Genomic DNA, 14,450 nt, shown 5'->3' with positions numbered 1-14,450 from the left:
ACTATAGGAGAGGTAGGAGAGAGAAGACTTTAGCATCCGACAGGATGTTGTCAATTACAGCATATTCATTGGGCTGATGGGCTGTTTCATCAATTGTTGACCAAACTGCTGCTGGAATCCCCCTCTTTCGGAGAAACGAAGCTACAGTCCCCCCACCAACACCGCCTATCCTCGGCTCTTTGCCCTTCACAATCTTTATTGACTCCCTTAGCAATTTGACAATTTCGCTATCCGCTGGAGTTGGAGGGGGAGCATCAAATCTCTGAAGAATATCTACTTTAATTTTTGGGAATCTTTCCCCGTCAATAATTTCCTCATTTATTTTTTCGATGTAGCTTACTACATTATTTATGAGCTGGAGCACCTCATCCAAGGGATAAACTGGAAGTACTCTGCTATCCAGCACAAATTCGTATCTGCCTGGAATTATATTTGGTGAGTTGGAGCTGGAAGATGCCATGGTTAACTCAAATGTGCTTTCAGGAGGATCAAATAGAGAGTTCTGAGAGAAGTACTTATTTTTGAGAATTCTGTCTAAATTTGAAGCGAGTTGAACCCCAACTCTATGGGCATTGAAACCCTTGTTTGGTGTTGATGCGTGCGTCTGCTTTCCCTCAATGGAGAACTTAAGCCATAGAATGGATTTCTCCGCTATTTCAATGAATAAGCCATCGGGACTTCCAGCGTCAGGCACTACAACGAGATCATTCTTTCTAATTAGATCGGGAGAACTGTTTAAAACATGCTGTAAGCCATATTTAGATCCGCATTCCTCATCGCTCACTAGCAGAACACCAATAGGTCTTTTTAGATTTGCCTCGGTTTCAATTAGAGCTTTGGCAGAAAATAAAGTTGATACAATACCCTGTCCATTATCTTCCGATCCTCTGCCGTACAGCTTGTTATCTCTTAGGACCGGTTCAAATGGATTGGATATAGTCCAACTAGAAATTTCTCCTGGTTGTACGACATCTAAATGAGATATGAACCAAACCCTGCTCTCCCCTTTTCCGTGAAGAAATGCTATGTTTGGTCTTATGCCTCCTTCGGCTCTCTCGTCAACTGAGTTAACCTCAATTACTTCATCAAATCCCCAACTCTTCACAAGCTGTTTAACTCTCTCTGCTTTTCTTAACTCGCCTTTTCCTCCATAATCAGGACAAATCGCAGGGATCCTTATTATTTCTTTTAGAAAGTTCACAATTTCTTCTCTGTATTCATCAATTTTATTGAATATTGAACCATAAGCGGGCTCCATAGATTTTTCGCCAATTTGCAATAATGTAATAACGATCATTAAAGCTTTAACGATTTTTCAAAGATGTTTTCTATTATGCTTACCAATATGGAAGAGTTTCTAGGTAAATATTAATTCATTATAAGAAAGAGGTTTTGAAAGGAGGTTCCTCATTGTTTATATACCTTTTAACACGAATAAATGTGTTGAATAAACGAGGGGTTATATACCATGAAGCTAACGAGCATAGTAAAGATAGATCCGAAGGGAAGAGTAACTATACCATTGTATATAAGGGAAGCCATGGACGTTCACGAAGGAAAATATCTAGTAATAATAGCTGATATCGAAAAGAAGGAAATTGTACTGACTCCCATAACAAGAAGCGCTGAAAATATATATGAGATCAGAGTGGAGCTACAGGATAAACCAGGAGCACTGGCTGAGTTCAGCAAGGTACTGGGCGATATGAAGCTAGATGTATTGATCTCAAAATGCTCCACCGTGAAGAGAGGTGAAATAGGAGAGTGCTCTGCTGTAGTTGAACCTTTGGATCCCAATATTGATATAAAAATGGTAGAAGAAAAAATAAAGAGTCTCGATGTAGTATATATGGTCACAGTTAAACCGGTAGAGAAGGTTGGATAGAACACAAAAAAGCAATAGGCCAGATATAGGTGTCTGCGGCTTCCCTAAGGCGATGGCAAGTGTTTTTTTACAAGTGGATATTGTAGAATTGCAGCAGACATTCTATGACCTTCTCAGCAAAAGAAGGATAATGTCGATAAAAAAAGCGAAACCAGAAGAGAAAAAAATTTCAATGAAAGTTTGGCAGGTTGTTACTCACCCACCCGAATCTCCTACTTGGAAGAAAATCAAAAAACTACCAGAGGATGGGGAGAGGAGTAACTACGGATATTTGAAGCCTACTGAGGAGAATTTCACAGCATTGAAGCTCTCTCTTTTTCAAGCGAAAGAGCTTGGAGCATTTGCAGCTATTCTTCAAACCCCTCCATCGATGCCCTACAATTTAGGACATCTCGAAAATATAACTGAGTTTTTCAGAAATGCTCTGTCTATGTTCTCAAGAGAGGGGATCTTGCTAGTTTGGGAGCCCAGAGGAGCATATGCAGAGGATGTCCGTTTTCTCGAAAAAATTTCAGATTTGGGAGTAGTTATTTGCTCCGATGTTCTCAAGAGGGGTATGCTAGTTGAGAATGATGTAATATATACGAGGCTTCATGGTCTGGGAGAGAAGGAAGTAAATTATGCGTACAAATATACAAATGAAGATCTCGAGAGGCTAAAGAGGATAGTATTGAAGTATCTAGAAAATGGGAAAAAGGTTTATGTTTTGTTCAACAATGTGTATATGTTAGATGATGCTGTTAGATTTAAAAAATTGTTTGGTGAATAGTTTGAGCATATACTGGTACAGGTGCGATATCTGCGGAAGGAATGCTCCAACGACATACGTGGAATTCAATGGAAGAAAGTTGAGAGTTTGCTACAGATGCAGCATAATACTAGAAAAATGGAGCTATAAAGGAGAGCCCGCCTGGAATGTTCCGGTTCGCGAAGAAACAGCAGAGAAAGAGCTCAATAGGAAAATAAAAAGCATAGAAGATATGCTTGAAGGGAAAAAAGAATAAAACTAAAAAGATCTATATTTTATTCCCGGTTTGAAAGGTTCAAATCGTAAAGTGAAGGGAAGAGACATGAGGATAATTTTTGGAAAAGCCACGGAGTTCAGGGAATTCATGACATTGGCATCGAAAAATTTGGATGAAATGCCTATTGTTGTTGACGAAAGCGGTATAAGTATAAGAAGCTTGAGTGAAGATAAAACAACGATGATCATTCTCAAGATTCCTGCGGAATTGTTTGATGAGATCGAGCTAGACCAAAGAACGGCTTTCTTAGTTAGATCAGCAGATTTAAACAAGGTTTTGAAAAGGGCCGTGAGGGGAGACTCATTGGAGTTATCTATTGAAGGCAGTGAATTGAACGTAGAATTCAAGAATGAGAAACAAATGGTTAAGAGATCATTCAAAATTCCAATTACTCTGACTGAACCTGAAGAGATTGGAGAGCCTAAGGTTGACATGCAGGTTGAAGCATCTCTAGCGACAAAAGACTTGAAAGAGATAGCTGAGGACCTGAAGAGGGTTGGTGGTGATTTTAGAATCCTTTTTGAGCAGAACGAATTGAAGTTCTTGGCCGAATCTTCTGGAAGAAGCTATATAGCTGTACTCAAGGAAGGAGCTCCCCTTTTATCGTTAAGCTCTAAAGTCGAAAAGGCTGAATCAAAGTATAGCGTTGATTTATTCTATTCTGTTGTTAGGGGTCTTACTTCAGAGGGAGTTGTTTCACTGATATTCGGTGAACAACTTCCGCTAAAGCTAAGTTCCGAGATCTCCAAGCTAGGAAGCTTAGTTTATTGGATTGCCCCAACTGCTTGAAGCTACATGTGAAATAAAATGAAAATCTATTTGTCAAAAACTGGATAGAGTATTATTAAAATTATTGATGTAGTGCTTGGCTCCCTGGAACGATTACTGCTTTTTGAGGGCCGTGAGGGCCAGGAACCAACAGCAATTTTGATTTGAATATTTCCACCTTTCTAATAGGATATATCTTCTTTGCCTCCGAAAATATTTCGGAGGTTATGGTATCTCCCATGAATGCCTGAATCAATTCATCAAAGGTCATTTCCTTTGCCTTTTCTGCTATAATTTTTTCCATTATCTTCCTTATGGCTCTCTTCTGACTGCTTTTCGCCTTGAACGATGTAAATGCAGCACTGGAAACCCTCAAGACATATCCGTCCTTTGTCTGAACTTTGAAGATTCCCTGAATCTTGCTACTTTTTCTTCTTGTAAGCACCTTCAAGTAATCTCTTGCTAGCTCATGACCCTTAAAGCGAGTTTTTGCCGTATGCCCATCGACGCTAGTTATTTGGAATTTCAGCTTTATGTGAACTTGGTTGTAATCTCCGGTTATGTCGTATAAGGTCGCTTCTATAGTTCTTCCTATAAGATTGGAGGGTTCTATGGCTGGGATGCTCCCTATTGAGACTTCCCCAAACACTGGAGGAGCTAGGACCTCGTACCACTTCTTTTGCCTCCATAAGTCCTTAATCTCCTTCCTTCTTCCCTTTGCAGCTGACATATATTCATCCTCCTACGTTCTCTGTTTTTTCCGTTTTCTCTGTCCCATTTTTTGATGCAGTTAAGGCATTAATAACCGTAGCTATTGATCTAAGATATTCCTCAATAGTGTTCCTTAATGTTAGGACCTCGGGATTCTTGGTTTGCATTTCAACAATTACCTTATTTCCCTTCCTGTAAGCCTTCGTTTTTATCTTTTTTCCCTCTGGTTCATCATCAGCTGATATCCCGTCAATTATTGCCTTTGCTACTTCCTCATCATCTATAACAAGCTCAAGCGTGGCCCCAATTTCCTGTATTGACAATGTTTTTACCCTCTTTTTATTCGATTGATACAAACGGGAAAATATTTGTTGCTTGATAGTTCTTTATTGAACTTCTCACTTCCTTCGAAGCCTGTGACAGTTCAAAAAGAGAGGTTATTCGCTTTCCATTCTGAACACAGGCAAAGATGCTCCCAGGACCAGCAACTTCCATCTTTCTAGCCAGGTTTCCAATAAAGTGAACTGGGGCAGGAAGATCGCATTTTAGAAGGAAGAAACCATCTTTATCTTGTTTTATTTTACCGTTGATTATCTCCCTCATCATCTGTCCAATCCAACCTATTTCTCGTGCCCTGATAGCTAGCAGGCCATCCAGTGGAATTTCGTTGGAATAGAGAGAGAAAAGAGAGCCAGGTGCCACTTCTAACGCTATATCCAATGCCTCTCCTATTTCCTTGAGGTCATACTCTCTCTCTCCAACCTGGTATATGAGAAGGGGTCTCATGAGCTCCTTCTTTGGCTGTTTCTGTGTTCTATAGCTCAAATTTAAAAGAAGTGCTTCAACCAACTTCTTCATTTCATCTTCACTGAGCATAGCGAGGGGGATATCTGCTTTGATTCCCATCTCTCTCAGCTTGTTCAAAATTGCGTCATGTCCTGCTGCTGAAAATGATGGATAGAATGGATCAATTGTGTGATGAAGGGAGTCCAAGAGGGATCTCTTTGAAGTCTGAATCACAGAAATTGTCTTTTTCTGTATTTTGAAATATGTATTTAATTGAAGAAAAAGAATTAGCGGATCCTCTTCCTGCAATATGTTTAGATTTTGGTATATAGAGGAATAAGCAATGTATTGTTTACTGCTCATTAGAGAGATATTCTCCAGAGCCAAAAAAACCTGAATAACTGGATTTAGTGATATGGTCTCAACTTTGTTTTTCTGGGAGATGGTGATCTGCTTTCCTATGCTAATTAGCTTTGTCTGTTGCTCGTTTCCCTTCTGATTGAAGCCAACGATCACTCCTTCTTTAAGTTCTTTTGGAAGTGTCTCGGTTAAAGTGATCCTTACATTGAATTTCTTTTCTGCAGCAACGGATGCTATCAAAATTGAGGAGTGAAATGAGAGAGGATCAGGGTAGGCAAAAATCTTCACTGTGTCAGTTTTGCTCAAATATTCCACTATTTTTTCAGAGAGCCCTTTAAGATTTGCTTCCAAATACTTAGAATCGCTCAATTGGACTTTCCCCTGTAAAATCGAATTTCCCTTACATGAAATAGGGAAATTCTATTGAGAAAATTGCTTGATCATTTATTTAATTCTATTCCTCTCCTCCTTCCTCTCCTCCCTCTTCTCCTTCCTCCTGCATTAGTTCGAGAGCTATCTCATAGTAGTCTTCAACGCGCTGCTGCTGTTCCTCATCTGAAATGCCGAACTTTGAAGGCTCTGAGACTAGGGATGTTGTCTTTGTTCTTTCCTTTTCGCTTACTTTCTCTTTCAAAACATACGATTTCTTCTCCTTTCCAACTTTTGTCTCATAGCCGCACTTGGTGCACCTAAGTATAATATGGCTTCCTTTCTTAACAGGGACCATTACGCCGCCACATTTGGGGCAGAATTTCGTGGTTGATCTCCCCCTGATTCTTTTTCCTCAAGGTGATAATAACTCTCTTTCTAAACTGAATAACTGATATATAAATAAATCGATTTTATTTGCTCAATCGATATAATTTTTTAAAATGCTCTGATCACCGAAGAGCTTTTTCCTTCATAAAATCCTTATTATTAACTTTTAAAGAAAAGCATCTTTTAGGATGAGCCATGCAGCTAAAATGCTTCATAAGCGAAAGCGCTTCGTTAAGTGCAAAAGGTATAGATAAGACGCTCAACTGCTATCCAACTGAAACAATAGTATTTGAAGATATCAATACTTTGAAGAAGTTCATTGAGACTCAGCTAAAAGAGAATATAGAAAATTCTTCGATTGTTTTTTCAGAGAACGAAAGCCTCGGAGAGCATCATATGCTATATAAATTTAACCTGATGATTGGTGATGCGAGATGCGCATCTATAAGGGCCGTTCTTAAGAACAAAAAACTGATCTCAATTGTTATTGCAACCTCAAAAGATTGCTCAATTGATCTAGCAGCTCATAGGCAAAAGGGGAATATTATGATAGATGGAAAAAATCAGGTAAATAGAACAGATATTCCTCCTGGTCAATATGTAATACAAGATTTTGTCATATACAGAATACTCGGTGAGCCAAAGATTGATTTAAGAAGCTGGAAGCTGAGAGTAACAGGTGAAGTAAGGAACCCCCTTGAGTTAAGCTACGATGATTTGATGTCTCTAGGAATAAAAGATTTTATTTCTGACTTTCACTGCGTCACTGGATGGACTGTAAAAAAAGTCCACTGGAGCGGAGTCCCCGCAAGTGAATTAGGAAGGATTGCTGTTGTGAAGAAGGAAGCAAAGTGGGTGCTAGCTAAGTCCGCCGATGGATATACTACAGTAATTCCCATAGAAAATTTTCTCTCCGAAAACAGCATAATTGTTCTAAAGATGAATGGAAAAGTATTAACAGAGGAGCAGGGATTTCCAGCAAGGCTCTTTATCCCAGACCTCTATGGATGGAAAGGCGCCAAATGGCTAACCGAGATAGAGTTTAGAAAGGACTATGAAGACGGATATTGGGAAGCTTTGGGATACCACGAGAGGGGAAATGTTTGGAACGAAGAGAGGTTCAAAGAGAAAATTCAGCAGTAGAGCAGAATAATATATTTTTGAGCAGCAGTATTTTCTTATGATGAAGGGTGAAAAAAGCTGGGTGAATTGACCGCTATTCTTCTAGCAGCAGGAAAAGGAGAGAGGATGTGGCCGATCACATCCACGAGACCTAAGCCTCTTGTTGAGATTCTGTGCGAGCCGCTCATAAAATATCATTTGGAAGCCATAGCCGAAGCTAATATAGGAAAAGTGGCTGTAGTAGTTCATTCACATGAAGATTTGATAAGAAATAGAGTGTTGGAAATGACAAAAAGCATTGGCCTAGAAGTCAGCTTCATAAAGCAGAGCTTGCCACTTGGCACAGGTCATGCTGTTCTTGAAGCGCTGGAAAAGGGAGAAATTGAAGGAAAAATTCTTGTAATATATGGCGACATTTTTCTGCCTCCATCGAGGTTGAAAGAAGCTGTGAGGAACATAGCAGGTTCTTCTTCTCAGGTCTTAGCAGCAGCTGAGGTCAGTGAAGTCTCTAGGTATGGAGTACTTGAGGTGGATAAAAATGGAATGCTTCAGAGAATCATAGAAAAACCAAGCAACTTGCCAGCAAAAAATAGACTTGTAAATGCTGGAATATTTAAGCTGGAATCGGAATATTTGCTCCCCATTCTTAAAAATACGCAAATTTCCGAAAGAGGGGAAATTGAAGTGACATCGGCTTTGGAGCAGTTGGCAAAAAAGAGTGAGCTCATTGTAAGCAAAATCGAGGGTGAATGGATGGATGTAGGAACTCCATGGGATCTTCTAAAGGCAAATGAAGTTTCATTGAGGGAAATTTGCACATTGAGGAGAGTTCCAGAAGAAGAATGCATATTGTTTGATGAGGAGAAAATAACAATTGAAGATCCTGTGGTTCTGAGAGGCCCAGTTTTTATAAGGGGAAATGTAGAGCTTGGTCCTTGCTCTCATATCAGAGAATACAGCATAATTTGTGGAGAGAACAAAATTGGATTCTCGGTCCAGATAAAGAACTCAATAATAATGAGGGGTGCCAAGGTTCCTCACCTAAACTACGTCGGGGATTCGATAATTGGAGAGGGAGTCAATCTTGGTGCAGGAACGATTACAGCGAATGTCAGACATGATGGAAAGAACGTCAAATCTATGCTCAGAGGTTCAATTGTAGATACAGGGAGAAGAAAGTTTGGAACGGTCATAGGGGACTGGGCAAAAACAGGAATAAACACTAGCATCCTTCCGGGGGTTAAGATTGGAGCTAGAGCATGGATAAATGCAGGTTGCATAGTGAACACGGACGTTCCAGACAATTCTCTTCTCACATGCGAGCAGGGCAGAACTATCATAGAGAGGCAAGCTGATGGGAGTTGAAGCCAAAGTTTAGAGAAAGAAATGCTATTTTCAAGAGAAGGTTTCAGCATAGGATAGCTCTTCTTTTTCCATCAACCTATAGAGCTAGCATTTCAAGCCTAGGATATCAGATAATTTACTATTATCTCAATAGCTTTGATGATATCTATGCTGAAAGAGTTGTGGCAGATGGAGAGCTTCCTATTAGCATTGAGACGAGAACTCCGCTGAGAAAATTTGATTTGATACTAGCTAGTGCCCACTATGAGCTAGATTATGTGGAAATCGTGAAATTACTATATCGGGCTGGGCTTAATCCACTAAAGGAAAAAAGAGCTGAGGATCCTTTTCTGATTGTTGGTGGTCCAAGCATTTCAGCTTGGCCCTATCCAATGGTGAAAATTGCCGATGCAGCATTCCTTGGAGAATTTGAGGCTTCTGGTGAAAAATTCGTAGAAGCTTTGCAGTATATTGATAAAAAGGAAAAGAAAAGGTTTCTTGATTCTCTTCAGGAGGTCAAAGGAGTTTGGCTGCCTGAAAAAGGCGAGAGAGAAATTGTCAGGGTTTCCGATCTGGACAGGGCCTTTCATCCAATTCAGCAGATACAGAACGAGAATGTTGAACCTGTTTGGGGAAGATCGTTTATGCTTGAAACCTCTAGAGGATGCAGCAGAGGCTGTTTTTTCTGCTTAGAGGCAGCTGTTTCTGGAGGAAGAAGAGAAAGATCCCTATCTATACTGAACCAGCTAATTGAAAAAGGAGTAGAAGCAAATGAGGTTAAGAAAGTAACATTTTTCTCGCTCAGCTTTTTCGATTCAAAGACTGGAGATGAGCTGCTGAAGAGGCTTGTTGAAATGGGAATCGAGGGAAGTATTCCAAGCGTAAGAGCTGAAACGATAAGTGAGGAGAGAGCTGAACTTATTAAGAAAATTGGGCAGAGAACTGTAGCTATTGCCCCCGAAACAGCAAGACAAAGTTTGAGGTTTGAGATTGGGAAAATGATGAGGGATGAGGATATATATGGAGCATTGAATGCTTTGGCTGGTCAGGGTCTCTCGGTTAAACTTTATTATATGATAGGTCTTCCTAATGAGTCTCAGGACGATTTGGGAGAAATTGCTTCACAAATAAGGAATGCAGTGAAGATAATGGGAAACAACAGAAAAGTCAAAGTTTCAATAAATCCTTTCATTCCTAAGCCGGGAACCATTATGTGGAAATATCAGATGCTTCCGCTTGAGGAGTTAAAGAAAAGAATAGAGTACTTGAAGGGATCGCTTAGAGGTTTTGTCAACCTCGAGATATACGATCCCTCTGAAGCCAGGAAGCAATATGAAATAAACATTAAGGGAGAAGATGCATACACATTGATAGTTGATGAAGCTTTCAGAAGACATATTGAGGATTGATGCTGCTTGGTCAATTACGCTCCTCCATTAATAGGGATAGTTGGAAAGACTAATGTCGGGAAATCCACCATATTTTCCTCAATCACTATGGCCACAGTGGAGATAAGCAATAGACCCTTCACAACGATAGATCCGAACAAAGGAGTAGGATACGTAAGAGTTAATTGTCCTCATGTTGAGTTTTCTCTTCCAAGCTGCAACCCAAGAAGCGGATATTGCACAAAGGGCAACAGATTCGTTCCCGTTGAATTAACTGATGTAGCTGGACTCATTCCAGGCGCATATATGGGAAGGGGGCTCGGAAATAAGTTCATGGACGATCTCAGAAGGGCTGATGCTTTTTTGCTCGTAGTTGATGCATCTGGCTCAACTGATGAGAGCGGAAATCCAGTCCCCCCGGGAACCAATGATCCGGTCAAAGAAGTTAAGGATATATTATTCGAGATTGACATGTGGCTAGCTAGAATAATTTCATCGGACTGGCAAAAATTTTCAGTTGCTGTAGAAACTGGAAGAAAGGATGTTCAAGAGGCACTTTATGAGAAAATTTCTGGATTATCTGTGAAGCGTGCTGCTGTGCTTGATGCTCTTGGAAAAAGTGGCTTGGAGAGCAAGAGACCCTCTATGTGGAAGCAAGAAGACTTTGTAGCATTTGCAAGAGAGCTGAGGAAAAGTGCTAAACCCCATGTTATAGTGGCAAACAAAGCCGATATACCCCAATCGATGGAAAATATACGAAGATTGAAAGAAGCGTTCCCAAATGATAAGGTATTTCCTGTTAGCGGTGAAGCTGAACTCGCTTTGAGGAGGGCTGCTAAAGCTGGAATTATAGATTACATACCTGGAGATTCAAAGTTCGAGGTAATAGATGCCTCGAAAATTACTAAGGCCCAGCAAAATGCTTTGAAATACATACAGGAAAGGGTTTTCAACGTCTATGGTGGAACTGGAGTTCAACAGAGCCTCAACTCTTTGGTTTTTGATGTGCTGAAAAAAATTGTTGTCTATCCAGTTGAGGATCAGAATAAGTTGACTGATAAAGAGGGAAGAATTCTTCCAGATGCATTACTGGTGGATTTCGGCTCGACTGCAAGGAGTGTAGCAGGAATGATCCATTCTGACCTGGAGAAAGGATTCATATATGCTATTGATGTGAAAACCAAGCAGAGATTGGGAGCAGATTCAAAACTCCACAATGGAGCAGTATTGAAAATTGTATCATCCCTCTAGGAATCAGACGCTGATTTCTCTTCCTATCGAGGGAGAGAGAAAGGAGAGAAGAGATGTCAAATATTCTCTCATTGGATAGTAGAGCTGAAGGACTACTGCTCCCATGTTCGGCTGACCATAGATGAGGACAGAGTCTGGTGATGAAAAGAAAAGAGGGGTTGCTAGAGAGAGCAAATCCTCTTCCCCCTTCACAAAAACCAAAGTTGAAACTCCCTGTTGAAAGTTTATTGATATTTGACTCAGCGCATCTTCAATTAACTCCAGATCAACCTCTCCTCTCTGGTTCGATATCTCAATGTGGTCCTCAAACTCCTCTTCAAGGCTCGTTTCTGTCTCAATATCTCTCTTTGTGAATCCATCAATGAATCCGATGAGGGGTGGTGCGTTCTTGATTCTTATGTACTCAAAAGTTACTACATCACCTACAGTAATCACTCTCCTTCTACCTAAGCTCTCAATTATTGCTCTGAATGCTTTCTCTCTTGACACAGGAGAAACGGGGTGAGATAGGATCTCCCTCAAGTCTCCTCTGCTGAGAATAAGAGGCAAATTTATATTCACCTTACTTTTATGGCATATCTTCCTGGCACTCTGGTTCCAATTATATGAGCAACGGCGCTTTTTTCCGGATCTATTACTATAATCATTCCCTCCCAGTCATTACTGAACTCTTTAGAACCGCAATTGGGACATACCTCAACTTTCGGATCTACAAGCAACTTGCATCTCACGCATGCTTTATAAACTGCCTTTGATCTGTTCGGCATTTCAATCACTCCTTCTTCTAATGGATATTTTTCCTAGGTATGGCTGTCTCATTGTTAATTGTAGCCTGAGCTCCTTCCTCTCCAAATTGTAGCCAAACGCTACTACCCTAGCTCTTACTATGTCTCCTTTCTCAATTATTCTGTTGCTCTGCTTCAATATGAATGCTTGTCTACTTGAGTCATATTCAACGAATTCATCGGATAGCTGTGATTTATGTATGAATCCATCTATTGGACCTATAGATACGAATATTCCAAAGTCTCTTACAGAGTAAACTGTTCCCAGAACCACTTCATTCATTTGAGGTTTTATGGAAAGGACGCTTGCCTCAACCCAATGATAAGAACCTCCATCACCGTGAAGAATTTTGCCGATTGGTTCAGCAGAAACATCATAGACCCCTATAATGATTCCGAGACGCTCATCATAGGTGCCGGAATATTGTGAGTTCAAGATGTTCCTCGCAACTTCATCCAAGTTCTCATTCAGTCGCTCCGGAGGTAATCTTATTATTTCCTTTATCCTAGAAACCATGAACAATGCGCATCACCTGTACTTTTCTTCCTCCCATAATGAGCCCAAATGCCATGTTTCAAAGGAAGACTTAAAATTCTTCCTCTCCCTATAGGACATCCCTTGCTTCCACCTCAAAGCGATGTTGAGTTTCTCTGTAATAAGCTGTTTTTATTCCCATTGAACGCAACTTACTGCGAAGCTTTCTGTCGCTTGTAGATACAATTACTGTTTTTCCTTCTGATGAAAGCTCTATCGAAGCTTTGAGAATTGCCCTGTCTCCGCTCTTTTCTCCTGTTATATAGGGAACGCATGCGTTATTTGCGTACTCGATTGCCAATTTTGCTGCTCTAGATATTTCTCCTTCTTTCTCCGATATTTTCTTCAGTTCATTCAATACAGCATCAGGACAAATATATACAGGCGATATGTCAAGGGTTTCCTCGATTTGATCGAAAATAGAAACTCCCCTATAAATCTGTAAAAGGGCGTTTGAGTCGAGAATAACAAACAGTTTGGTGTTTATTTTATCGTTCCCCATCCTATGAGCCTCCATCTTCCAAGTACTTGTCTACTGAAAGCTACCCTGCTGTTTGGAAGAGCCACAATGGGCTTCCTGAGGGAAATTGTAAATGTTGAAGAGGAAACTCTACTAACGCTTCCCAGAGTGACAGATGTTCCAACTGTGAGCATAAGTGGCTCTCTTATTTGAATTGGCTTAACAGTGGTCATTTCTCTTAGACCAACAACCCTCTCGAAGAGATGATACTCTACCTCAACTTCGCTGACTACAGGAAGCTCAATTCCAGCCTTAGTTACTACGCTCCCAACAAGAGAATCTCCTTTAGTGAGAGATGGATCAAGTTGTGTTCCAATAGCTAGCAATCCTCCTGGGAGAGCAGTATCAACGCTCGTCTCTCCGAACCTGAGGCTAACAACCTTGGTTATCATTGGCTCATAATCCTCTTTTCCTCCAGCTTTTTTGACTTTTATTCCAGGAAGTATGACTATTTCGTCACCAACGCTCAGTTTTCCTTGTAGAAGTGTTCCACCAACTATACCTCCAACCATTTTTTCTGGGGGAGTTCCCGGCCTGTTGGCATCGAAACTTCTAACAACATGCATCAGGGGAGGTTTTGATAGGTCCCTCTGAGGCGTTGGAATATATTTCTGTATTGCTGCCATTAGAACATCGATGTTTCCCTTCTTCAACGCGGAAACTGGTATAATGGGGGCCCTTTCGGCCCATGTCCCTTCTATCATTTTCTTTATCTCTCTGTAGTTTTCCTTCGCCTTTTCTGGAGGCACAACATCGACCTTATTTTGAACGATTATTATGTTCTTTTGACCTATAACGCCAAGAGCGGCAAAGTGCTCTGCTGTCTGAGGTTGTGGAACCCTCTCGTTGGCAGCTATAACTAGAAGAACTCCATCCATTATAGCAGCTCCTGTTAGCATGGTGGCCATGAGAATTTCGTGACCAGGCGCATCAACATATGAAACTCTTCTAAGAAGCTCAGGAGTACTTCCTTCTGGACACTCAGGGAAAGGTTGATAGGCTTCCGGAAAGGGGATGTTGCTGCATTTGTATACTGCTCCATCAGCATATCCTAGCTTTATGGTCATCCCTCTCTTCAGTTCTTCACTGTGCCTAGAGGTCCATATTCCAGTTAGAGCTGATACTAGGGTAGTTTTTCCATGATCTACATGCCCAGCTGTTCCAATGTTCACCTCTGGTTGCTTTTTTTCTGCATAGCTCATTTGCTATCA

18 protein-coding genes are annotated in these 14,450 nt (G+C 40.6%); 8 read left to right on the top strand and 10 right to left on the bottom strand.

All coding sequences use genetic code 11. The features are described from left to right. Position 1: 1 nt before the first annotated feature. Entirely contained in the window at positions 2-1,258 is a 1,257-nt protein-coding gene (locus tag QXR92_06415) for a M20 family metallo-hydrolase (GenBank protein ID MEM0319631.1), read from the bottom strand. Positions 1,259-1,468: 210 nt separating this feature from the next. Between QXR92_06415 and QXR92_06410 the strand changes: the two genes are divergently transcribed. The 4 genes from QXR92_06410 (at position 1,469) to QXR92_06395 (ending at position 3,699) form a co-directional block, all read left to right on the top strand. After that, the gene (locus tag QXR92_06410; GenBank protein ID MEM0319630.1) at positions 1,469-1,885 is read left to right on the top strand and encodes a hypothetical protein; all 417 of its coding nucleotides are present in this window, start codon (positions 1,469-1,471) and stop codon (positions 1,883-1,885) included. After that, positions 1,878-2,654, top strand: a complete 777-nt coding sequence (locus tag QXR92_06405; GenBank protein ID MEM0319629.1) for a DUF72 domain-containing protein — start codon at positions 1,878-1,880, stop codon at positions 2,652-2,654. Before QXR92_06410 ends, QXR92_06405 begins: the two co-directional genes overlap by 8 nt. A 1-nt stretch (position 2,655) precedes the next feature. Next, a complete protein-coding gene (locus QXR92_06400) occupies positions 2,656-2,889 on the top strand; it encodes a hypothetical protein (GenBank protein ID MEM0319628.1) in 234 nt (77 codons plus the stop codon). Positions 2,890-2,955: 66 nt separating this feature from the next. After that, a complete protein-coding gene (locus tag QXR92_06395; GenBank protein MEM0319627.1) occupies positions 2,956-3,699 on the top strand; it encodes a hypothetical protein in 744 nt (247 codons plus the stop codon). A gap of 61 nt (positions 3,700-3,760) precedes the next feature. Here QXR92_06395 and QXR92_06390 read toward each other — a convergent pair whose 3' ends face one another. The 4 genes from QXR92_06390 to QXR92_06375 form a co-directional block, all read right to left on the bottom strand. Further along, positions 3,761-4,408 (bottom strand): 30S ribosomal protein S3ae, encoded by a 648-nt coding sequence (locus tag QXR92_06390; GenBank protein MEM0319626.1) that lies wholly within the window; start codon positions 4,406-4,408, stop codon positions 3,761-3,763. Between the two features lie 4 nt (positions 4,409-4,412). Then, positions 4,413-4,712, bottom strand: a complete 300-nt coding sequence (locus tag QXR92_06385) for a KEOPS complex subunit Pcc1 (GenBank protein ID MEM0319625.1) — start codon at positions 4,710-4,712, stop codon at positions 4,413-4,415. 16 nt (positions 4,713-4,728) lie between these two features. Next, positions 4,729-5,904, bottom strand: a complete 1,176-nt coding sequence (locus QXR92_06380) for a hypothetical protein (protein ID MEM0319624.1) — start codon at positions 5,902-5,904, stop codon at positions 4,729-4,731. Between the two features lie 85 nt (positions 5,905-5,989). Then, complete coding sequence (locus QXR92_06375) at positions 5,990-6,310, bottom strand: NADH pyrophosphatase zinc ribbon domain-containing protein (protein MEM0319623.1); 321 nt, start codon at positions 6,308-6,310, stop codon at positions 5,990-5,992. A gap of 179 nt (positions 6,311-6,489) precedes the next feature. Here QXR92_06375 and QXR92_06370 point away from each other — a divergent pair, with 179 nt between their 5' ends. The 4 genes from QXR92_06370 to QXR92_06355 all read left to right on the top strand — a co-directional run bounded on the left by QXR92_06370 (position 6,490) and on the right by QXR92_06355 (position 11,399). Continuing rightward, positions 6,490-7,437: a sulfite oxidase-like oxidoreductase gene (locus QXR92_06370; GenBank protein ID MEM0319622.1), complete on the top strand. Its 948-nt coding sequence runs from the start codon at positions 6,490-6,492 to the stop codon at positions 7,435-7,437. A gap of 66 nt (positions 7,438-7,503) precedes the next feature. Then, positions 7,504-8,781: a sugar phosphate nucleotidyltransferase gene (locus tag QXR92_06365; GenBank protein MEM0319621.1), complete on the top strand. Its 1,278-nt coding sequence runs from the start codon at positions 7,504-7,506 to the stop codon at positions 8,779-8,781. Further along, on the top strand, positions 8,778-10,169 hold the full coding sequence (locus QXR92_06360; GenBank protein MEM0319620.1) for a radical SAM protein: 1,392 nt from the start codon (positions 8,778-8,780) through the stop codon (positions 10,167-10,169). Before QXR92_06365 ends, QXR92_06360 begins: the two co-directional genes overlap by 4 nt. A 6-nt stretch (positions 10,170-10,175) precedes the next feature. After that, positions 10,176-11,399 (top strand): redox-regulated ATPase YchF, encoded by a 1,224-nt coding sequence (locus tag QXR92_06355; GenBank protein ID MEM0319619.1) that lies wholly within the window; start codon positions 10,176-10,178, stop codon positions 11,397-11,399. Between the two features lie 3 nt (positions 11,400-11,402). Here the strand turns inward: QXR92_06355 and QXR92_06350 are convergent, their stop codons facing one another. The 5 genes from QXR92_06350 to QXR92_06330 form a co-directional block, all read right to left on the bottom strand. Then, a complete protein-coding gene (locus QXR92_06350; protein ID MEM0319618.1) occupies positions 11,403-11,948 on the bottom strand; it encodes a DUF359 domain-containing protein in 546 nt (181 codons plus the stop codon). An 8-nt stretch (positions 11,949-11,956) separates the two neighbouring features. Then, positions 11,957-12,166 (bottom strand): transcription elongation factor subunit Spt4, encoded by a 210-nt coding sequence (spt4, locus tag QXR92_06345; GenBank protein MEM0319617.1) that lies wholly within the window; start codon positions 12,164-12,166, stop codon positions 11,957-11,959. Between the two features lies 1 nt (position 12,167). Continuing rightward, the gene (locus QXR92_06340; GenBank protein MEM0319616.1) at positions 12,168-12,701 is read right to left on the bottom strand and encodes a DNA-directed RNA polymerase; all 534 of its coding nucleotides are present in this window, start codon (positions 12,699-12,701) and stop codon (positions 12,168-12,170) included. Between the two features lie 88 nt (positions 12,702-12,789). Next, complete coding sequence (locus QXR92_06335; protein MEM0319615.1) at positions 12,790-13,221, bottom strand: hypothetical protein; 432 nt, start codon at positions 13,219-13,221, stop codon at positions 12,790-12,792. Further along, positions 13,203-14,441, bottom strand: a complete 1,239-nt coding sequence (locus QXR92_06330) for a translation initiation factor IF-2 subunit gamma (GenBank protein ID MEM0319614.1) — start codon at positions 14,439-14,441, stop codon at positions 13,203-13,205. The genes QXR92_06335 and QXR92_06330 overlap by 19 nt, the downstream gene beginning before the upstream one ends. Between the last annotated feature and the right edge of the window lie 9 nt (positions 14,442-14,450).

It is taken from the genome of Fervidicoccaceae archaeon (assembly GCA_038734945.1).
Classification (GTDB): domain Archaea; phylum Thermoproteota; class Thermoprotei_A; order Sulfolobales; family Fervidicoccaceae; genus ARK-14.
The sequence above is the reverse complement of the archived record's forward strand: the minus strand, read 5'-3'. Positions and strand labels throughout refer to the sequence as shown.